We start from the raw sequence: 21,601 nt of genomic DNA, 5'->3' as shown, positions 1-21,601 counted from the left end.
ATAAACCGATTTTAATCAATGTAAATGGGCGATAGCAGCTAATTATTGATATATTAGCGGCTTGTTTAACCGACAGTACTTTTATTTATGGAAGAATACGTAGTTGACTTTGCTAACTGGATATGGGGTTACCCGCTGCTCGTACTCTTACTTGGTGGTGGCATATTTTTCATGCTCTATTCGCAATTTCTTCCATTTAAATATTTTGGTCATGCCATAAATGTACTACGCGGTAAATATGATAACCCGGAAGAAAAGGGTGAAATAAATCATTATCAGGCCCTTGCAACTCACCTGGCCTCGACTGTAGGCATGGGAAATATTGCAGGTGTTGCCATTGCCATCGCCACTGGTGGCCCGGGAGCAATTTTCTGGATGTGGGTAAGTGCTTTTGCAGGAATTTCTACAAAGTTTTTTACGTGTACACTTTCTATCATGTATCGTGGTAAAGATGAAGACGGACAAGTGCACGGTGGGCCTATGCATGTGATCAAAGAAGGACTGGGAAAAAAGTGGCTACCACTAGCCTACCTGTTTTGCTTTTTTGGTCTTATTGGTTGTCTTCCGATTTTTCAGGCCAACCAGCTTACACAGGTTATAAGAGACGTACTCATTATACCTAACGGAATGGGAGATCAGTTTTGGTCAGTGGCTGGTTATGACATAAGACACACAGATTTATATGTAGGCCTGTTTTTAACTGTGCTGGTAGGTATAGTTATTTTTGGCGGCCTTAAAAGAATTGCCAATGTAGCCAGTAAGATGGTTCCGCTTATGATAGTCATTTACTTTACAGCGGTAATTATCATCTTACTGATGAACATAACAGAAGTACCTGAAATGCTTGGATTCATCGTTTCAGATGCCTTTACAGGCAAATCGGTAGCCGGAGGTGTAATTGGTGCTGTAATCGTTACAGGAGCACGTAGAGCTGCCTTCTCAAATGAAGCAGGAATAGGTACAGCGCCTATCGCTCACGGAGCTGCAAAAACCGATGAGCCCGTAAGGGAAGGACTTGTGGCAATGCTCGGTCCGGCAATTGACACCCTAATTGTATGTACACTAACTGCATTGGCCATAATGATTACCAATGTGTGGCAAACTACAGACGCAGATGGTGTAACACTTACTTCTTTAGCATTTGAATCTGCATTTCCAGGATTTGGAAATTATATACTATTGACTTGTATTTTCTTTTTTGCATCATCATCACTCTTTAGTTTTAGCTGGTATGGGTCTAGATGTATGGCATTTTTGATTGGCGAGAAACGGAAGCACTATTATAATTATATATATGTAGTTACTATCATATTTGGCTCTGTAGCTTCTCTAAGCACCATATTTAGTATGATTGATGGAGCTTTTGCACTTATGGCCATCCCAACCATGACCTCCGCCATACTATTGGCCCCTAAGGTTAAAAAAGCTGCCATAGAATATTTTGGCAAGCTTAAGGAGCAGCAGGCTTAAAAAAGGCTTAGTCAGCACTTCTTCTTTTTTATAATAATTTCTATCTTGACAAATCTCAATAGAAATTATTATGAAATACATATTCATGTAATTTCAAAAAAATTTACGCACATGAAATATGTCTTAGGATTGTTGGCTTTTGTTTTGGTTCAGGGTAGTGTTTACAGCCAGGGGTGTAGCGATGCCGGGTTTTGTTCTATGGGTGCCATGCGACCGAGCCAGGTTTATACCAAAAAGATAAATTTCAAACTTAGAGCGCTAGAGTTTAGCTACTATAAAGGAGAAACTGAACTCACCCCTACCATAAACGCAGCTACTTTAGATTTTACTTTCGGTATCAACGAAAAGACAAACCTTCAATTTAAGCTGCCCTATCAATGGGTGGATGGAAGTCTGGGAAATACTGCAGGAGTCGCAGATTTATCGTTGAGCCTGACTCGTAATATGTACTCCACCGAGAAATTTCACATCAATGGTACGCTTGGGTTTAAAATTCCAACAAACAATGGTGACCTAGATGAAGAGCTAAACAGCGAAAACCTAACTGATGGAGTGCAAACCGCTGATCTGCCGATGTACTATCAGACCAGCTTAGGGACTTTTGATCTCGTACTTGGTGGTGCTTTTATTAGTAAAGAATGGATGTTTGCGGCAGGGATCCAAACACCAATAGCACACAATAATGAAAATGATTTTCAATACGACCAGTGGCAAAATTACCCTGACCCTGCCTATCTAAGAGATTATGATTTGGCTACAAATCTTGAGAGAGGTACCGATGTCATGCTGAGGGTTGAGCGCGCTTTTCACTTCTCAAACCTTGACATAAGAGCAGGTCTGCTTCCTATTTTCAGGATATCTAAAGATGAAATTTTAGATAGAGACTCAGGAGAAAGAATAAAGCTGGAAGGCACTACAGGTATGGCGCTTACAGGATTGCTAAATGTAGCTTACCACTTTAATACTAAGCATACAACCCGACTCTTGTATGGTTTAAAAATTACAGATAGAGATGTAAACCCGGATGGGCTAACACGAGACAATGTACTTTCCCTGTCTTATGTCCTTACTTTCTAAAACATATCGGGTTTTCTTAACCCTAACATTACTTTTTGTACTACAAAGTGCCACTGCTCAACAGTGTGAAAAGCTCGATGCGCTCATTGAAGCTGGAAAACTTCTTGAAGCAGCCAGTTTAGTTAGTCAATTTGAAGCTGATAAAAGCAACTCACTGTGCTTAAACCAAATTGGAGAATATCACCTACGAAAAGGACAAACAGACAAGGCCCTTCTGTATTTCGAAAGAGCACTCGACCTGGCTAATAATGAAAGTGGAAAAGCAGAAGCACTTAACAAAATAGCTTTAGCTTCCTGGAGTGCAGGAGATAACAACAAAGCACTTAACCACATGTTGCTGGCGCTTGAAATACGAGAAAAAAGCCAACAAGATCTTGCTGCCACTTATAATGATTTTGGTCTGATTTTGAGCAATTCTGATACCGATGCCGCACTTGATAATTACCTCAAGGCACTTAAACTCTACCAGGCTGAAAAAGATGTTGACGAAGCTAAGGTGGTTCAGGTGAAATCAAACATTGCCAGTATGTACCGACAGCTGGAATTTTATGGGGATGCAATACTCAACTTTGAGGAAGCATTAAGCCTATCGCAACAGTTATACCCGACAGGTCATCCGATTCAAGGCTTTATATTTTTCGGCCTGGGTGATACTTATTTTGCCATGGGCCAGATGGAAGATGCCAGATTAGCCTATAATAATGCATTAGACACCTACCTAAAAGTCTATGAACAAAAACATCCCGATATAGCCAGAACCTATAACCGTATTGGAAACCTGATAAATAGCGAAGGTGAGTTTGAACAAGCACTCAATTTTTACCAAAAAGCACTCATAGCCAACACTTATGATTTTGAAAAAACTGGAATCGAACACAACCCTACTCACAACAATTATCTCGATGCCAATACACTGATGAACTCGCTATACTTTAAAGCACAGGCGCTTGAAGATTATCATTTTAACTTTTCGCTGGATTTTAAAGACCTGAAAATGAGCCTAAGCACGCTCTATGTCTGCGATTCGCTTATCGATGAAATCAGAAAAGTGTCTACTAATAAGCAGGATAAAATAGCCCTAGGCGCTATTTCTGACCAAGTTTATGAAAATGGCGTAAGGATTGGTTACGCTATGGCCGACCTTTCATTGAAGAAAGATGAGTACTTTGAACACGCCTTTTATTTCGCTGAGAAAAGCAAGTCTGCTGTGCTGCTACAGGCCATCTCAGATGCTTCTGCCAAAAGCTTTGCCAACATCCCTAAAAGTCAGATTGAAATAGAAAATAAGTTTAAGACTGAAATAGCATTTTACGAACAAAAACTGTCTGAACACACGGCAGATTCTGAGCAATACAGAACCTCTCTATTCGAACTGAAAAAAGAGTATGCTGCATTCGTTAAATCATTAGAAAAAGAATACCCCGAATATTACAACCTGAAATACAACATTAACATACCATCGATTGATAAACTGCAGAATCGCTTATCAGACAATACAGCACTTATAAGTTACTTTATTGCAGATGCCACCTTACGCATTTATATATTTCAAATTACCAATAAGAAACTAAAGGTTGACAACGTAAGCCAAACGGAAGACTTTGACAGGTATCTGAGTGGCTTTAGAAACAGCCTTTATTTTAAAGAAAAAGAGATTTACAAAATTACAGGAGAAGCACTCTATGATTTACTGTTTCCTTCTAAGTTGTCGAAAAGCATAGAGCATCTGGTAATAATACCGGCAGGCAGACTAGGCACTATCCCATTTGAGGCCCTACTTACTGAAAACACCAAGCAAACTGACTTTAATTATGCTGAATTACCTTACCTAATAAATGACTACTCCGTTTCTTACCAATATGCCTCTACCCTTTTTTATGTAAATGCCGGAAAATCAACCTCTGATGAAACTGATAAAGCTGCTCTACTTTGCGCACCGGTACAATTTCAGACATTACAGGACTTACCAGGTTCTGGTCAGGAAGTGGCTAGTTTGAAAACCATTTTAGAAAATAAAGGGGTAAAACCAGATGTATTGCTGGAAGCTAATGCCACCGAAACTGACTTTAAAACAAAGGAGTTGAACAAATACAACTATTTACATTTTGCCACACACGGCATTGTAGATGAGTACTCACCAGAGCTCTCTCGTATTTTTTTAAGACAAGACAATGATCAGGATAACGATGGGAATCTATATTCTGGAGAAATTTATAATTTGAATTTAAGTGCCGATTTAGTTACACTATCTGCTTGCGAAACTGGCCTGGGCAAGATATCTAAAGGGGAAGGTATTATTGGTCTATCAAGGGCGCTGGTTTACGCTGGTGCACAAAACATCATGGTTTCTTTATGGAAGGTGGCTGATAACTCCACGGCTAGCTTAATGACCAATTTCTACCAAAATATTGAGTCAGAAGATTACAGCAAGTCTCTACGACAGGCTAAAGTAGAGATGATTAAATCACAATATAGCCAGCCATTCTATTGGGCGCCATTTGTGCTAATTGGAAATTAATATGCAAAAAACAATTGTAGTTACAGGCGGTAATCGTGGCATAGGAAGAGAAATCGTACGGCAGTTGGCCAAACTCAACCACCAGGTGATCCTGGCATGTCGTAATATCAAAGACGGTGAAGAAGCCGTCAGGGAATTTGACAATACATCGAATATCGAGGTGAAAGAACTCGTGCTAACTGATCAACAAAGTATTCATGATTTTGCGAAAGATCTATACAGCAGATATGAAAAAATTGATGTACTGATCAACAATGCTGGCGTTTTTGAAGACGATGGCGTAAGTGCCAAAAACATAGATTATGGCGTACTTCAAAGTACCTGGCTTATTAATACCGTAGGACCTATTTTGCTTAGTCAAACCATTTTAAATCTTCTAAAAGGAAGTGATGAAGGGCGCATCATCAATATGAGTAGTGGTATGGGGGCTATAGCTTCTCTATCAGCTGGTGGAAGCCCGGCCTACCGTATATCGAAAGCTGCTCTAAATGCTTACACCCAAATTTTATCTGCCGATTTACATGACACAAACATAAAAGTAAACGCCATGTGCCCGGGCTGGGTAAAAACCGATATGGGCGGACATGGCGCTCACCGTAGTGTTGAAAAAGGTGCAGAAACTGCCGTTTGGCTAGCTACCGCTGAGGATATTCCAAATGGCAAGTTTCTACGGGATAAAGTGGTGATTGATTGGTAATAGTTAGATAAGGAGCATACTTGTTTATTTCTTGCTGTATTAGCTGTTCTTATTTTCATTTTTTGTCTTAACACAAAAAACGAAACAAAAAAAGTCAAGGCCATGAGGAAATAGGCTAAAATTTAATCAAAAGCCCTAAAATTCAAAAACTCATCACGCGCTGCGTGACTCTAACAATTGAATTTTTTAAGGGCTCTATCTTAAATTTCTTAACGCAATTTCATCAATGCCGCTTCCTCTCTACGTCACTTTGGTAGTTAAAATTCTGAAACAAGGTTTTCCCACTCGTTAACAAATGCATTTCAGCAAACACTCTAATCATACCTTAGAGAATCCACCGGATTCACTTTCATCGCCTTTGCTGTTTGAAAACTGATGGTTAAAAAAGACACAACTAAAATTGCTGCTGCTGCAACTAAAAATACCTGCCAAGAGATCGGCTCCTTGTAGGCAAATGTACTAAGCCACATTTCCATAAAATAGTAAGTAATGGGAATAGCAATAATGATGGCTATGCCAATCAATGAAACAAAGCTTTTAGACAGTAAGACAAATATTTGCCCTTCACTAGAGCCTAAAACCTTTCTCACACCTACTTCTTTTGTACGCTGTTGTGCGGTATAGGCCGATAGACCAAATAAACCAAGGCAACCTACCATTATGGCCAAAATCGCAAATACACCAAACAGCTGTCCAAACCTTTGCTCATTGGCATACTGCCGATTGAAGTAATCATCAAGGAAAAAGTAATTGAATGGATTGCCCGGGAAAGCTTTGTTCCATGATTCTTCCACATGACTTATTGTATTGGTTAAGTTGTTTGACTGTAGTCGCATTGAGTAAAATTCGCCTCCGTAGAGCGAGCAGTAAAAAATGATTGGGTCTTGTGTTTTTTGCAACGCCTCCTGATGATAGTCATTTACAACACCCACTACTATCGGATTCCACCTAAACGCAGGAATTGATAAAGTCGCCCCAATAGCTTCTTCGGGACTATTAAAGCCAAGTAATTCAATGGCCGATTTAGTAAGTACCACAGACGTGTCCGGATCATTGATAAACTTTTCTGAGAATACGCGACCAGCCAGAAGTTTCATTTTGAAGACATCTAGAAAATTGTGATCCATGCTGTTGAATCTGAGTGTCACACTTTCTTCTTCTCCACTACCATATGGCTTCACTCCTACTTTATACTCTCGTTTTTTACCAGGTATTGTCACAGACATGGCAACCGCCTCTATGTTCCCACTTTTACTCAACTCATTTCTAAAAACATCTACTGTAGATCTAAATTCTTCTCTATCTCTGGGAGCTACACCCGGTCTTTCTACTACCATCACCTGATCTACGTTCATACCAATATCTTTATTAAGCATAAAATCAAGCTGGTTGTAAATAATCAAAGTGCCTGCTATAAGTGCAACTGAAGCCACAAATTGAAAGATAACCAGTGATTTTCGTAGAATTATACCCTTCCCTTTTGATCGTAGCTTGCCCTTGAGCACCACTACCGGTTGAAATGAGCTTAATACAAAAGCAGGATATAAGCCAGATAGCAGAGTACCCATCAGCCACAAACCCAGTAGCAGAAGCCCAATCTGCGGACTTATAAAATCGACCAATTCAAATGAAAGACCTGAAATGCTATTGAAAAGCGGCAAAGCCAGAATTACTAGAAATACTGAAACTACCACCGCAACAAAATTGATGATTGCACTTTCTAAAAGAAATTGACGCATGAGTTGGTGCTTAATTGCACCCATGGCTTTTCTAACACCTACCTCGTTGGCTCTTTCCATTGCCTTGGCTGTGGATAGATTGATGTAGTTTACCCAGGCAATGACAATTATGAAAACGGCAATTAACATCATCGCCCAAACTGTGTTAGCATTTCCATTTGCTTCTGGTTCTTCAGCAAGCGCTGACTTTAGGTGAATGTCTGTGACAGCCTGAAGGGCCATTTCATCTCTTCTGTTAGACTCGGCTAAATCAGGAGAATATTTATTGACAAGCTCAACCAGCATGTCTTCTACTTCTTCAGGGCTGGTTTCAGGTCTCAAGCGAACGTATGTATACATGTCTTTACGTTGCCATGATTCGTTATAGCGCGCTGGGGCTTCTTCAAATCGACTGTAAAGCGTTCTGTATGAAAAAAGCACATCAAATTTGAGGTGTGTATTGGCTGGCAAATCTTTAAATACGCCTGTTACCTTACAGAGTTCATCATTAAAGTCATCATCTTTAAGCCTCAACATTTTACCGATTGGCTCCTCATCTCCGAAGTACATTTTGGCATATTTTTCGGAAATAACAGCTGTATTGGGTTCACTTAGAGCCGTGGCAGCTTCGCCTTTGAGCATTTCGTAACCAAATAGAGGCAAAAAGCTAGAGTCGGCATATAAAAATTTGCGATGTTTAAATTTTACGGACTCCCCATCAGCATCTTCATAAGTGATGATGATGTTATTTTTGTAACCCATGTTGTAGAGCCGTGCATAACTTTCAACTCCTGTGATTTCATCAAGCATGGCAGGACCGACACCTGGGTAGTTCTCGGCACTGCTTATCATCAACTCATTATTCAGGTATTGATTTAAGGTTACACGATAGAGGTTCTCGGGCTGTTTGAGGAATTGATCGTAACTCTTTTCGAAGGTTACGTATTGTACGATCAGCAAAAATGCTGCTCCACCCAGAGCAAGTCCAAGAATGTTAATTAATGAAAAAATACGGTGTTTGAGAATGCTGCGAAGTGCAATCTTTAAGTAATTTTTGACCATGGTTTGTAAGTTGTTGTTGTACCATGAAGACTTCCCGAATAATTAAAGGTTACACCAACAACTCACAAATATTTCTGGAGAGTACTAGTTAAGGAAGTACAAGGCCAAAAGATCACCAACGAAATAAGCTAAAAATGCCGCCAGGCCACCTAAAGCTAATGTTTCTAATACACCTTTGATCCATGGCTTCTCGGTGACTCTGCTCTTTAGATAGCCGATAATGATCATAGCAGAAGCCGTAGCCAGGCATGATATCATGAATAAATTATCTTGAGCAAGATCAAAAGTGGCAGCTACCACGTAAGATAAGAGTGGAATAATGCCTATCAGATTAAATGATAAGAAAGTAGCTATGGCAGTTCTTACAGGCGTTTTGTCATCCTTGGTCATTTCCAATTCCTCTTTCATCATCGTGTCGACCCAAACATCGTCATTTGATGTTATGACTTCAACAACTTGTTCTAACAATTTTCCTTCAAAGCCTTTAGCCTGATAAATCTCTCTTATTTCTTCAATTTCTTTTTCTCGCAGGTTTTCTATCTCCCAGTATTCAACCGCTTTATGTTTTTCATAATTATCACGCTCTGCTTTTACCGCAAAATAGTTACCTACTGACATAGAGAAACCATCTGCAATAAGGTTAGCAAAACCGAAAATAAGCACCCAGTAAATGGCTGCATCAGCACCTGCTGCACCAGCCACTACGGCAAATGTGGTTATAGCGCCATCTATGCCACCGTATACAAACTCAGAAATGTATCCTTTATCGAAAAACCAAAAGTTACCTTCCGCATGCAATTTATCTTCGGTCACCGCCTTCATAAATCAAGCATGCTTAAATCCCAGTTTTGACCAGTACTCGTGATGTAGCCATTTTTAATTTCTAAAGGTGACGTGATATTGTTGTGATACAACTGCCCGGTACCGAGTCCCTGATGGTTGACAACCTCTAAATCAGCGGTAAACTGACTAATTGCATTGAGCATTATGTTTGATTCTAAAGCAGAGGTCAACCACCAGCCAATGTGCATGTCATTGGCTAGTCGTATCCATTCCAATGTCGATTTAAATCCACCCAGGAGAGTTGGCTTGAGTATTATGTATGGCGGTTTAATCCTTTCTAGTAGTCTTCTTTTTTCTTCTAACTCGTAGATTCCAATCAACTCCTCATCTAATGCGATGGACACTGGTGAGGTTTTAGACAGTTGTGCCATAGAGTCGTATTGTTTTGTTTTTATCGGTTGTTCGATGGAGTGAAGGTTATAAGTGCTTAATCGCTCAAGTTTTTCCATGGCCTCTTCCGGACTAAAGGCTCCATTGGCATCTACTCGTAAAATAAGCTCGCTCTTGTAATATTTTTTGCGCACATACTCAAGTATGTCACACTCCTTATCAAAGTCTAAAGAGCCGACCTTCATCTTTATACAAGTAAAACCCTGTTCAACTTTTTGTGTGATTTGAGAAAGCATATCTTCCATATGGCCCATCCAGACCAAGCCGTTAATAGGAATTTTACCCTTTCCTTTGGAGAAATCATTATCAAAAATGGTTCTACTTCCTCCATTTAGTAGGTCAAGAAGAGCAGTTTCCAGAGCAAACCTTATGGAAGGGAATTCTCTACCGGCCAATTGGTCAGACATTGTATAAACCTCTTCTACTGAAGCTGGCAAACTATGCTTTGAGATTTCTATGGCTACAGCTTCCAACTTTTCAGAAATGTCATCTCTGTCGTCAATGCTTAAGCCCTTCAAAGGACCGGCTTCCCCCAAGCCAAAGACATGGTCGCCATTTGATACCTTAATTATGTATGTGTCCTTTTGTTTGAGTACACCGCGTGAAGTGCCTGCGCTAAACTTAAAATCGAGTACGTATTTCTGAAAAGTTAATGCTAATGCCATATATTCCTTAAAATCATAAATTGAAGGTAATTATCCACTCTTAATCAATCGTACGCGCCTATATTTGCACGATGATCGACCCAGCCGTAACTAATATAAGTCTGTCTGACTACAAATACGAATTACCAGAAGAACGAATCGCTAAATTTCCTTTAAAAAACAGGAGCGAATCGAAATTACAGTTATATGAGAAAGGCAATATCACTCATAAAAACTTTAGTGATCTCCCAGATCATATACCTGCAGGTGCTACTTTGTTTTTTAATGACACCAAAGTAATTCCTGCCAGACTTCATTTTAGAAAGGCAACCGGGGCATTGATAGAAATTTTTCTACTTGAGCCAATAAAGCCCACAAGGGACATCGCTGAAGCCATGCTTGTACAAGAATCTGCGACATGGAAATGTATGGTAGGCAACTTCAAAAAGTGGAAGGGAGATGCTGAGCTGATTATGCCGCTTGAAATAGATGGAAAAGCAGTTGATTTAATAGCCACTATTGACAATAGAGAAGAAATCGCGATCACCTTTACCTGGCCGGAGGCTCATAGGTTTGTAGACATCGTAGAGGCTGCCGGTAAGGTGCCTTTACCTCCCTATATAGACAGAGAGGTAGAAAAAGAGGATCATGATCGCTACCAGACCATTTACTCTGCCCATGAGGGAGCAGTTGCAGCACCGACTGCGGGTTTGCATTTTACAGATGAGGTCTTGGCTCAACTGAAAAGTAAGCATGTAAATCTGGACTACCTTACCTTACACGTAAGTGCCGGTACCTTTCAACCAATCAAGGAAGAAAATGCTTTGGATCACCCGATGCACTCAGAGCAGGTGGTCATTAAAACCGAAAACCTCGAGACTTTACTAAAAAGTGAAAAAGTAATTGCAGTTGGAACTACCTCTATGCGCACGCTGGAAAGTCTCTATTGGTTTGGAGTTAAAATACTGAAAGAAGGGAGCACATCTTTTCAAATATCAAAGCTTTACCCCTACGACCACACCGAAAAAGACTTACCGACCATGAAAGAGGCGGTTACCGCAGTAAAAACCTTTATGACAGAAAGTGGTGTAAGTCAAATACATGGGCATACAGAGATATTCATCTTCCCAGGCTATAAATTTCGAGTTTGTGATGGGTTGATTACAAACTATCACCTACCAGGCTCTACCCTTATTTTGCTTGTTGCTGCCTTCATTGGCGAAGATTGGAAAAAGATATATCAGGAAGCATTGGATAAAAATTATCGTTTTCTGAGCTATGGAGACAGTTCTTTACTTTTGCCTTAACTTAGGTTAACTAAAAAAGGCTGTCTCAATATTGAAACAGCCTTTTGAATTTTTTCTAAGCAGTGCTTACCTCACCCTGCCAAACTGGTTAAGATCTACAATCGCGATTTCAACGCGTCTGGCCTCTTCCTGACTCGCACTTTCTTCAGCTTCACCCTGCCCCTTAGCGATTATCCTTCTTCTCACTATACCTTTCTGATTGATGTAGTCAAGCACAGCAATGGCTCTTTTATTAGAAAGCTCTCTGTTATAGTCAGCATTACCTTCGGCAGAGGCATAACCTGAAATTTGTACTCCCAGCTCCTCATTTTGTTGAAGTATAGTCACCACCTCATCAAGTTTACCGTTATAACTGGCATCAAGCTCGCTTTTCGCTACATCGAAGTAAATTTTCACCTCTTTATCGATGATCTCAGAAGCATATTCTTTAGGCTTTTTATCAGCCATTTTCTTTTGCTTTTCAGCTTCCTCGGTTACATACATGGTAGGTAAAGAAAATATGGTCTTACCGTCTATTTCTTTTTTCTCAAACTTGCTCTCGTCACTCTCATCATAATAATATACGCGTGATGCAGCCTCCAGCTTGTCGCTCTTGGCAAACTTAACATCGTCAATAGGGTTTGCCATGTAGATAAGACCTGTGAGGTATTCAATCCCTTTTTGATCTTCAGCAGCAATAAGGTCATTCATCATGTCATAGACATCTACACTATCTGATTTTACCAATGTAGCTTCGTGCGACTGCCTCAAGTCTGTAACGGCATCTTCGTGTGTATCATAAAAGGCATTTCTAACTTCTACTTCCTGACCAACCACAACATCAAACTGCTTAATTGTTTTAAGGAGTATTTCCTGATACAACTCATAAAAATAAGTCTGACCCGGAACGTTTATATTAAGCGTATAAGGTAGAAAACCTTCTGACTCAATGATCATATCGTAGTTTTTGGCCGGAGGTAAAATGATGAGGTAGTTTCCTGTTTCCGGATCTGGCTGATATACGAAATCTAACTTCTGACCAGACTCCTTATCAATCACATAGATGGTGGTTGGTAGGGCCTTCATAGTTTCACCATCTAAAATTCTACCTTTTACCATCGTAAGCGGAATATTCGCCTCCTCTTCTGGCATTTCTATGCTATAAATATCCTGGCCGCCCTGGCCGCCTTTACGATCAGAAGAAAAGTATCCTTTACGACCATCTGCCGTCAGGTTAAAATAATTGTCATTTGCTGTTGTATTAATTGGGTAACCCATATTTTCAGGGGTTGTCCACTCTTCATTAAACAATCTCGTTACGAATATATCGCGACCACCTATTGTATTATGGCCATCAGATGTAAAAAACAATGTCCATTGGTCTGGATGAATAAATGGTGCATCTTCATTGTATTTGGTATTGACCTCAGGGCCAAGGTTAACAGGGGCTCCCCACTCTCCGTTTTCCTGCATTTTGGCCATATAAATATCTAAACCACCATAGCCATCTGGTCTGTTACTGGCAAAATAAATGGTTTTACCATCCGGAGTAAGACTTGCGGTGGTTTCAAGGTGTCTTGAGTTTATGCGATTTCCTAGCGAAGTGGGCTTAGACCAACTTGCTCCTGATTTACTGATCGAGTATAGATTTCCTGTTCCCTGAGCACCACCAATGAAAACCATCATGCGTTGCCCGTCAGCAGAAAGGCCCGCAGTACCCACATTATAGTCTGAAATAATTTCTATTGGCTGTGGCTGTGTCCAGTTGCCAGAGCTGTTGTAAGAAATATAAACTTCCTCAACAAAATCTTCATTTGACCTCGTTTTTCCTGTATTAGGTCTCAACGCTGTAAAAGCCATTACACTTTCATCAGCCGAAACTACAGGGTTATACTCTGTATATTGGGAGTTTACAACAGTACCAAAATTGTATATTTCGATATCTCTAGGGCTGTTCATCATCATACGAGCATTGCCTGCTACCTGCAATGCCCGATTTACTTCACCTAGTGCCCTTCTATCATTACCAACAGCCTCTTTGTACTTTTCGTAATATGTTAAGGCTTCGTCAATTTGCTCATTGAGATGGTATACATTAGCCAGATCAAAATAGACTTTCTTTGGTAAACCATCCTGACCATTCTCAATCGCATATTCAAAATATGGAATTGATTTAACCTTATTATCAATCTCAAAAGATTGCTCATAACTTACCGCCACCCTATAGTAGGTCATAGGATCTTTTGCTCCTTTTTCAATAGCTTCCAGATACAAAGGAAGTGCTTCACTATAATTTCTGATCTTGAAATATTTATCAGCGTCAGAAATGAGTTTATCAGCATCCTGCGCATGCAGTTGAAGCGATAAAAACAAAAGAGAAGTTAATAATGTAGTAGTAATAGATTGTCTCATCTTGAATTGATTTATATAAACATCGGCTACAATGAGCTTCAGATAAGCTACAAATTTAATTATATATATTTATTCGCACATTTTTTAAATTGGAATAACTTCATAATAACATAATATGTTCATTACTCATGGATGGAGTTAAAGATTTTTTTAATCTTATTTGGGAATTTTTAAGGGATTTTGGTCTCCTTTTTAACGAAACACTTTTTACCCTCGGCAAGTCAGACATCACCCTGCTTACACTTGTATATGTCTCTGGTGCCATATTTCTACTGTTTTTTCTTTCAGGTCGATTTAGCAGATTATTAAGCAGGTCTATACTGGTAAAGTACACAAGTAGCCCTTCGGTAGTTCACTCTATTTCTACCATTATTCGTTACATCATTTTGGTGGTGGGTCTTATAGTTATTGTACAAACGGCCGGAATCGACCTAAGTACATTGAGTATACTTGCTGGTGCGTTGGGTGTTGGTATCGGTTTTGGCTTACAAAACATCACCAACAACTTCATTTCGGGTCTTATTATACTTTTTGAGCAACCTATAAAAGTTGGCGACCGTATAGAAGTCGCTGACATAAAAGGCGATGTAATTAAAATTTCAGCAAGAGCGACCACAGTGGTGACCAATGATAATATATCGGTCATCGTGCCTAATTCTGAGTTTATATCTTCTACTGTGATCAATTGGAGTCACAACGACAGAAATGTGAGTTTTAGATATAACATCAGTGTCTCCTACAAAGAAGACCCAAAACTTGTAAAAAAAATACTGCTTGAAGTAGCGGAAGATAACTCCGGAGTTTTAAAAAAGCCCGGCCCCCAGGTTTTATTTAATGAGTTTGGCGACAGCTCACTCGACTTCCACCTGCGCGTTTGGACTACTGAGTACATCAATAGACCAAATATTCTAAAAAGCCAGCTTTATTTTGCTGTGTTTAAAAGGTTTAGAGAAGCGGGCATAGAAATTCCATTCCCTCAAAGAGACCTCAATTTAAGAAGTGGGTTTGAACAGCTCAAATCTTCCGACACTTAACCAGAATCTTCGAATAGCCTAAAAGGTTACATTTTTAGTATTATCAGGACTATTTATTAATATTTAATACTAAATTGAGCTAGTTTCGAAGATCTATGGGCTTTAAGAATACGATATTAAAAATACTCAACGTAGAGGAAGATGAATCTCTACGCGTATTTTTCTTATTGGGAATGGGTTTCTTCATGGGTATTTACCTGGCCACCTTATCGGTAGGTGCTTCTACCCTATTTCTCCAAAGCTATGAAGGTGCTCAACTCGAACAGCAACTGGCACTGGCTCTTTTGGTTTCTGGTGTTTTAGGTATCATCTTCACAGCCATTTATAACTTCTTTCAGGGTAAAGTCAAGTTTACCAGCCTGGCCATTGGCGCCACAATCATAATTACCCTTATTCTTCTCGCCATTGAAATCGCCTTCCGGTCTGTAGAAAACGTAGAAATTATTCACTTTTTTGCTTTTACGTTTATCGTGCCTTCAAACTTTATTATACTGTTGATATTTTGGGGAACATTCGGTCGGATGTTTAACCTCAGGCAGTCTAAAAGAATTATCGGCAGCATCGATACCGGGCAACTCATAGCCTCGATAATAGCGCTATTTGCCATTCCGATTGTAATTAATAAAGTAATAACTACACAACAGCTGCTGTTTGTTACACTTCTCAGCATAGTCGGTTATTTACTGATTTTTCTTGTCATCACTTTTAAGAAACAGATCAAGAAAAGTATTGCCGACAACCAAAGTGTTGGCTACAAAGCTATCATCAAAAACAAGTATATGGGGCTTATGGCACTATTCGTAATTGTTTCTATGGTGGCTGTTAAGTTTATCGACTACTCATTTTTAAGTGTAACTACGGCACAATTCAACGACAACGCATTACCAAGCTTTCTCAGTTTATTTGAGGCAGCTGTAGTTATTTTTAGTTTTCTATTTCAAACATTCGTTACCGATAGAATCATTGCCTTGTATGGTTTGAAAGTATCGCTTTTGATTAATCCTTTGCTACTGGCTTTATTCACGATTGTAGCTATCCCCATGGGATATGCGTTCGGATATGGTTCAGAAAGTACGACATTTATCTTCTTCTTTATCATCATCTCTATGAGTAAGCTGTTTAGCTCTTCCCTCAAAGATGCACTCGATGGGCCTGCATTTAAGCTGTTTTTCCTCCCGATCGATGGCGCCATTCGCTTTGATGTACAAACTAAGGTTGAGGGTGTAATCACTGCATTTGCTGGACTTATGGCAGGTGGTCTGATCATTCTTATAAACAATGTAGATGTATTTTCACTCATTCACATCTCCATATTTACACTACCAGTATTAGCTATTTGGTATTTCGTAACTACAAAGATGCACAACAGCTATAGGCATACTTTGCACAATACCCTGATCAACAATAAAGTTGAGCATGAGCACGATTCAGAGCGGGAGTATGCTGTGAACAGAGTTTTAGAAAAGGAAATTAACAGCAAAGATGACCATAAGATATTGTATGGGCTCAAACTTATGGAGAAACTCGAGCCTGCTCTATTTGAGTCTTCGATTTTAAAGCTGCAGGAAAGTAGCTCAAGAAGTGTAAAGCATTATGCCAAAGAGAAAATTAAAGCTCTTGATCTGTCTTTTAGTCCCAGAACTGAACTCGCCAAACTGGCAAGCAAAGCTGCCCTCGAGGCAGAAGATAATGAACTGCTTTCGGTACCACCTGAAAAATTACACAAGCTCAGTAAATCAATAAAAAGCAGTGATCGCATATTGGCCGCTAAGCTTTTAAGAAAATTGATAAGTGATGAAAACATTTTCATTCTGCTTGAGCTGCTCAGAGATATTGACCCTAAGGTAAAGGCTCAAGCCCTTATAACAGCCCGGAGTGTAAAGAGACCTGAAACATGGACCATATTAATCGAGCTTCTTGATTCTCCCAAGTATAGTAGTGCAGCAACTGCCGCACTTATCGAAGCCGGACAACCGGCATTATTTCATCTCGAATCAGCTTTCCATAAATCTGGACAAACTGATAACTCTATGCTCAAGATAGTACAGATCATGGGGCGTATCGGTGGGCATAAGGCTATAGAGCTGCTTTGGAACAAAATAGAATATCCAGATAAGCGGATTGTAAAGCAAATACTTTTATCGTACCGCTATTTCAATTACCAGGCTAACCAAAAAGAGATTAATAACCTCACGAATCTGCTGGAAACAGAAATAGGAAAGACCATTTGGAATCTGGCAGCGCTTACTGAACTTTCTCACGATGAGCACTACAACTATTTAAGAGAGGCTTTAAAAGAAGAAATAGCTGGCAATTTAGATACCATATATGTTATTCTTTCCATTCTTTACGACCCGCAATCTGTACAGCTGGTTAGAGAAAATATAGAGAGAGGCACGAGTGATGGGATCGCATTTGCCATTGAGCTACTCGACCTGTTTGTAAGCCAGGAACTCAAGCCTAAGTTATTCCCTTTGTTAGACGATATTTCAGTGACCGAGAAAGTAAGAATACTTCAGGTGCATTTTCCACGAGAGGATTATAACGAGATTCAGGTATTAAACTACCTGCTAAACAAAAATTACAATCAAATCAATCGTTGGACAAAAGCCTGCGCGCTACATGCCATTGCCTTTTTGCCAGATTTTAGAATTAGTAGAGGGCTGCTTGCCCAACTCTTTAATAGTGATAAGTTACTCCAGGAGGCCGCGGCATGGGTAATTTACCATAAAGACAGTGCTAAATTTGATGCTGTTGCACAGCGATTGAAACCGGATACACGCAGATTTCTGGAAGACTCTCTTGAAAAAAACAGATTGCTAGAGGGTCTTGACGATGGCTTTTTTCTGGGCATAGAAATGGTCATGAAATTGAAAGGAATACATGCATTTGAGAACATAAAAGGTGTCATTTTATGTGATCTTGTAGATAAGATTTCAACCACCATTATTTCAGCTAATCAAACTTTACAAATTTCTAAGAAAGATGAAGGTGAGCAAATTTATATTATTGCAGAGGGAGAGGTGAGTTTGTACAGTAATGATGTAGAAATTAAACGATTAAGCGAAGGAGAAGCATTTGGAAATGTATTCGAACTGGATAATCCTGCTTCTATTGACGCTCTTGTTGGTATTAAGCGCACGGTAATTTTTAAACTATCAGTGCATGATTTTTACAATGTAATGGCCAATCATCATGAGCTGGCACAGGGATTTATAAAAAATATAAGCAAACAATTAGTAACCGAATAAATAACGAAATTTTACAGTCTTTATGGCCTTTGATATTGATATATTAATTGTGTATTCAGCGTCTGACAACGCACAAGCCTCAGAAACCGGCAATGGTTGGGTTACCGACTTTAAACGATTTTTAGAAATGATGCTTCTGCAGGTTTTAGGCGAAAAACCAAACGTTTTGATGAAGGCTGAAGACGATAGTATTACTGCGGCAAATCTTCAGGACGTTGGCATATTGATTCCTGTTTTATCAGAAGAATTTATGTCTTCCGGTGCTTGCCTTGACACGATTGAAGAATTTCATAAAAACATAAGTCCGAGCGATCCCTACAGAATATTCAAAGTGCTGAAAACACCCCTGCCCTTAGATCAGCAGCCTTTGAAATTAAAAGACAAATTGGGCTATGACTTGTACTTCATAAATCCAGAAAGCGGTGAGATTGAAGAGTACAAAGACTTTTTCGGACCGGATGCTGAAAAGAATTATTGGATGAAAATGGTAGATCTTGCCTATGACATCCATGAGTCTTATATCTCGCTAAATCAAAGCGATGTAGGAGATGTAAAATCTATTTACTCAAGAAGAAATATTTACCTGGCCGAAACTGGCCATGACCTCTCGATCCAGAGAAACATTATTAAAAGAGACCTGCAGCGCCATGGTTATAAAATACTTCCTGACCATACCCAGCCTCAGGATTTGGATTTGCTAAAATCGCAGGTAAAAAATGACTTAGCCAATTGTCAGCTGTCAATTCACTTAATTGGCAGCAGCTATGGTGATATACCGGAAGGCACTGACCTGTCTGTTGTTGATTTACAAAACAAACTAGCTACCGAGAGAAGTAGCGAAATCAAAGATAAAGCTACTTTTTCCCGCCTTATTTGGATATCGCCTAATCTTCAAAATGCCAGTGACAAGCAATTGTCCTTTATCGAAAATATAAAAAGAGACCTGGCGTCATCAGAAGGTGCAGAGATCCTACAAACCCCATTAGAAGATTTTAAGAATATTGTACGTGAAGAGCTCATTGAGGTGGGAATCGACAAGCGGTTGTCAAAGGCCACTGGTAGTACCAATGGCAAATCGTCCATCTATGTACTACACGATAAGAGCGACACCGACAATGTAAAAGAAATAAAGCAGACGATAGAAGACGCTGGCTACAGGGTTTTGACACCTACGTTTGATGGAGAATTGCTAGACTTACGCCAGCATCATATCACCAATCTGCGAGACTTTGATGCCGCCATTATTTATCAAGGCAAGGTAAATGACCAGTGGGTACGCATGAAGTTGCTAGACCTATTAAAAGCACCTGGCTTTGGAAGACGAAAACCAATAAAAGGAAAGCTTATCATAAGTAGCAAAGACAATATGATGGATCTCAGCGCTTATGAAAATCATGACATAACTGTAATAAATACTAATACTAACTCTACCATCGACTCCCTAGAGTCTTTTCTTAAAGACCTAAACTAGATACTCATGAGTGATGCTTTAGAAGTAAAAGAAACCAAAAGTAAACTTGATCGGGCTAATCCATTCCCCGGACTGAGACCTTTCAAAATAGACGAAAGTCACCTTTTCTTTGGTCGTGAAGGACAAAGTGATGAAGTACTTCTAAAGCTTTCAAAAAATCGATTTGTAGGGGTTATTGGTCCATCTGGTAGTGGTAAATCTTCATTTATCTACTGCGGAGTACTCCCTATTCTCTATGGCGGCTTTCTCACGAATACCAGCCCCAACTGGGAAGTCGTGGTTACTCGCCCCGGAGCTGGCCCAATTGATAATTTAGCTGAATCTCTACTAAAAAAAGATCCCGATTACATTGTCGCAGATGATGACGAAAAAAGGATTAAGCGCACGATCATTACTACGCTATTAAAGAGCAGCTCTATTGGGCTTGTGGAAGCCATCTTGCAATTAAGGAAGTCAGAAGATAAAAACTACCTGATTTTGGTCGATCAGTTTGAAGAACTATTTCGGTTTAAAGATAGTGCAGATGCTGGTTCGGTTAATGAAACTCTGGCCTTCGTAAACCTACTCATGGAGGCTGTCGACTACCCCGATGCTCCAATTTACATTGGTATTACCATGAGGTCTGATTTTATTGGTGACTGTGCTCAATTCCCTGACCTTACAAAAAAAATAAACGACAGTCACTACCTCATCCCTCAGATGACCCGCGAGCAAAAGCGTAAGGCTATAATTGGACCGGTAGCCGTTGGTGGTGCAGAAATAACTTCAAGACTCACCCAGCAATTGCTGAATGATTTGGGCGACAATCCTGATCAGTTGCCTATTTTACAGCATGCGCTTATGCGTACCTGGAGCTATTGGTCAAGGTTTAAAGATCGTGTTGATGAGCCAGTAGACATCAAACATTACGAGGCGATTGGCACAATGGAAGAAGCCCTTTCTCTACACGCCAATGAAGCTTACGATGAACTTACTGATGACCAAAAAGAAATTTGCGAATCTCTTTTTAAGGCAATTACAGAAAAACGAGGTGAAAACTTTGGCATAAGACGCCCCACCCGACTAGGAGAAATCGCTGCCATAGCCGATGTATCTGAAGCTGAACTTATAGCTGTAATCGATAAATTCAGAGAGCCCGGTCGCTCATTACTCACCCCAGCTGCTCATATTAGACTAGACTCCAAGTCGATGATCGACATTTCGCATGAAAGCCTCATGCGTATCTGGATCAGGTTAAAAAATTGGGTTGACGATGAAGCTGAGGCCGTACAAATGTACCTTAGACTAAGCGAAGCAGCGGCCATGTATCAGGTAGGGAAAGCCGGTTTATGGCGGCCACCCGATTTACAATTGGCCCTCAACTGGCAAGCCAAACATAAGCCTACCTTAGTATGGGGTCAACGATACCATCCAGCGTTTGAGCGAACGATGATTTTTCTTGAGTACTCAAGAAAGGAGTTTGAAACAGAGCAACGCATAAAAGAACTTCAGCAGAAAAGGAGACTACGTCAGGCACGTATAGTTGCTGTAGTATTGGGTACAGCATGTGTGGTTTGTATTGCTTTTCTGATTTTTGCTTTCTACAAAAACGCTGAAGCCAGAGAGCAACGAACAATAGCTGAAGGTCAAAAGCAACGAGCTGAAGCTAATGCTTTACTTGCACAGAAAAACGAAAAGATAGCTAAAGACAATGAACGTGATGCTGAAGAGCAGAAGGAAGCTGCTTTA

General features: G+C 39.9%; 13 protein-coding genes. 9 read left to right on the top strand and 4 right to left on the bottom strand.

Features of this window, described 5'->3' with window-relative positions:
* The first annotated feature begins 87 nt into the window (after positions 1 to 87).
* The 4 genes from E1176_RS18265 (at position 88) to E1176_RS18250 (ending at position 5,762) form a co-directional block, all read left to right on the top strand.
* Positions 88 to 1,470, top strand: a complete 1,383-nt coding sequence (locus tag E1176_RS18265) for an alanine/glycine:cation symporter family protein (protein ID WP_155212489.1) — start codon at positions 88 to 90, stop codon at positions 1,468 to 1,470.
* 111 nt (positions 1,471 to 1,581) lie between these two features.
* Positions 1,582 to 2,547, top strand: coding sequence for a hypothetical protein (locus tag E1176_RS18260; protein ID WP_155212488.1), 966 nt, complete (start codon positions 1,582 to 1,584; stop codon positions 2,545 to 2,547).
* A complete protein-coding gene (locus E1176_RS18255) occupies positions 2,531 to 5,065 on the top strand; it encodes a CHAT domain-containing protein (protein ID WP_185152873.1) in 2,535 nt (844 codons plus the stop codon). Before E1176_RS18260 ends, E1176_RS18255 begins: the two co-directional genes overlap by 17 nt.
* A 1-nt stretch (position 5,066) precedes the next feature.
* Positions 5,067 to 5,762: an SDR family oxidoreductase gene (locus E1176_RS18250; protein ID WP_155212486.1), complete on the top strand. Its 696-nt coding sequence runs from the start codon at positions 5,067 to 5,069 to the stop codon at positions 5,760 to 5,762.
* 314 nt (positions 5,763 to 6,076) lie between these two features.
* Here E1176_RS18250 and E1176_RS18245 read toward each other — a convergent pair whose 3' ends face one another.
* From E1176_RS18245 to E1176_RS18235, 3 genes are all read right to left on the bottom strand, one after another.
* Entirely contained in the window at positions 6,077 to 8,542 is a 2,466-nt protein-coding gene (locus E1176_RS18245; RefSeq protein ID WP_155212485.1) for an ABC transporter permease, read from the bottom strand.
* Positions 8,543 to 8,626: 84 nt separating this feature from the next.
* The gene (locus tag E1176_RS18240) at positions 8,627 to 9,364 is read right to left on the bottom strand and encodes a VIT1/CCC1 transporter family protein (protein WP_155212484.1); all 738 of its coding nucleotides are present in this window, start codon (positions 9,362 to 9,364) and stop codon (positions 8,627 to 8,629) included.
* Positions 9,361 to 10,440 (bottom strand): o-succinylbenzoate synthase, encoded by a 1,080-nt coding sequence (locus tag E1176_RS18235; RefSeq protein ID WP_155212483.1) that lies wholly within the window; start codon positions 10,438 to 10,440, stop codon positions 9,361 to 9,363. Before E1176_RS18235 ends, E1176_RS18240 begins: the two co-directional genes overlap by 4 nt.
* A 71-nt stretch (positions 10,441 to 10,511) precedes the next feature.
* On the opposite strand from E1176_RS18235, the gene E1176_RS18230 reads away from it, so the two are divergent.
* Positions 10,512 to 11,726: an S-adenosylmethionine:tRNA ribosyltransferase-isomerase gene (locus E1176_RS18230; RefSeq protein ID WP_155212482.1), complete on the top strand. Its 1,215-nt coding sequence runs from the start codon at positions 10,512 to 10,514 to the stop codon at positions 11,724 to 11,726.
* 66 nt (positions 11,727 to 11,792) lie between these two features.
* Here E1176_RS18230 and E1176_RS18225 read toward each other — a convergent pair whose 3' ends face one another.
* Positions 11,793 to 14,117 (bottom strand): OmpA family protein, encoded by a 2,325-nt coding sequence (locus E1176_RS18225; protein WP_155212481.1) that lies wholly within the window; start codon positions 14,115 to 14,117, stop codon positions 11,793 to 11,795.
* A 128-nt stretch (positions 14,118 to 14,245) separates the two neighbouring features.
* On the opposite strand from E1176_RS18225, the gene E1176_RS18220 reads away from it, so the two are divergent.
* The 4 genes from E1176_RS18220 to E1176_RS18205 all read left to right on the top strand — a co-directional run.
* A complete protein-coding gene (locus E1176_RS18220; RefSeq protein ID WP_155212480.1) occupies positions 14,246 to 15,151 on the top strand; it encodes a mechanosensitive ion channel family protein in 906 nt (301 codons plus the stop codon).
* Between the two features lie 95 nt (positions 15,152 to 15,246).
* Complete coding sequence (locus E1176_RS18215) at positions 15,247 to 18,402, top strand: cyclic nucleotide-binding domain-containing protein (RefSeq protein WP_155212479.1); 3,156 nt, start codon at positions 15,247 to 15,249, stop codon at positions 18,400 to 18,402.
* A 22-nt stretch (positions 18,403 to 18,424) separates the two neighbouring features.
* Entirely contained in the window at positions 18,425 to 19,873 is a 1,449-nt protein-coding gene (locus tag E1176_RS18210; RefSeq protein ID WP_155212478.1) for a TIR domain-containing protein, read from the top strand.
* A 6-nt stretch (positions 19,874 to 19,879) separates the two neighbouring features.
* The coding region (locus tag E1176_RS18205; RefSeq protein WP_484494460.1) for an nSTAND1 domain-containing NTPase at positions 19,880 to 21,601 on the top strand (1,722 nt) is incomplete at its 3' end.

Source organism: Fulvivirga aurantia, from assembly GCF_009711475.1.
Classification (GTDB): Bacteria; Bacteroidota; Bacteroidia; order Cytophagales; family Cyclobacteriaceae; genus Fulvivirga; species Fulvivirga aurantia.
Note: the sequence above shows the minus strand (reverse complement) of the source record. Positions and strands in the feature narration are given on the sequence as shown.

Bases quoted from the DNA above. Each gene is read 5' to 3' on its own strand.
- E1176_RS18260 (WP_155212488.1), top strand. From the start codon at position 1,582: ATGAAATATGTCTTAGGATTGTTGGCTTTTGTTTTGGTTCAGGGTAGT.
- E1176_RS18235 (WP_155212483.1), bottom strand. From the start codon at position 10,440: ATGGCATTAGCATTAACTTTTCAGAAATACGTACTCGATTTTAAGTTT.
- E1176_RS18215 (WP_155212479.1), top strand. From the start codon at position 15,247: ATGGGCTTTAAGAATACGATATTAAAAATACTCAACGTAGAGGAAGAT.
- E1176_RS18250 (WP_155212486.1), top strand. From the start codon at position 5,067: ATGCAAAAAACAATTGTAGTTACAGGCGGTAATCGTGGCATAGGAAGA.
- E1176_RS18225 (WP_155212481.1), bottom strand. From the start codon at position 14,117: ATGAGACAATCTATTACTACTACATTATTAACTTCTCTTTTGTTTTTA.
- E1176_RS18210 (WP_155212478.1), top strand. From the start codon at position 18,425: ATGGCCTTTGATATTGATATATTAATTGTGTATTCAGCGTCTGACAAC.
- E1176_RS18220 (WP_155212480.1), top strand. From the start codon at position 14,246: ATGGATGGAGTTAAAGATTTTTTTAATCTTATTTGGGAATTTTTAAGG.
- E1176_RS18255 (WP_185152873.1), top strand. From the start codon at position 2,531: ATGTCCTTACTTTCTAAAACATATCGGGTTTTCTTAACCCTAACATTA.
- E1176_RS18245 (WP_155212485.1), bottom strand. From the start codon at position 8,542: ATGGTCAAAAATTACTTAAAGATTGCACTTCGCAGCATTCTCAAACAC.
- E1176_RS18230 (WP_155212482.1), top strand. From the start codon at position 10,512: ATGATCGACCCAGCCGTAACTAATATAAGTCTGTCTGACTACAAATAC.
- E1176_RS18265 (WP_155212489.1), top strand. From the start codon at position 88: ATGGAAGAATACGTAGTTGACTTTGCTAACTGGATATGGGGTTACCCG.
- E1176_RS18240 (WP_155212484.1), bottom strand. From the start codon at position 9,364: ATGAAGGCGGTGACCGAAGATAAATTGCATGCGGAAGGTAACTTTTGG.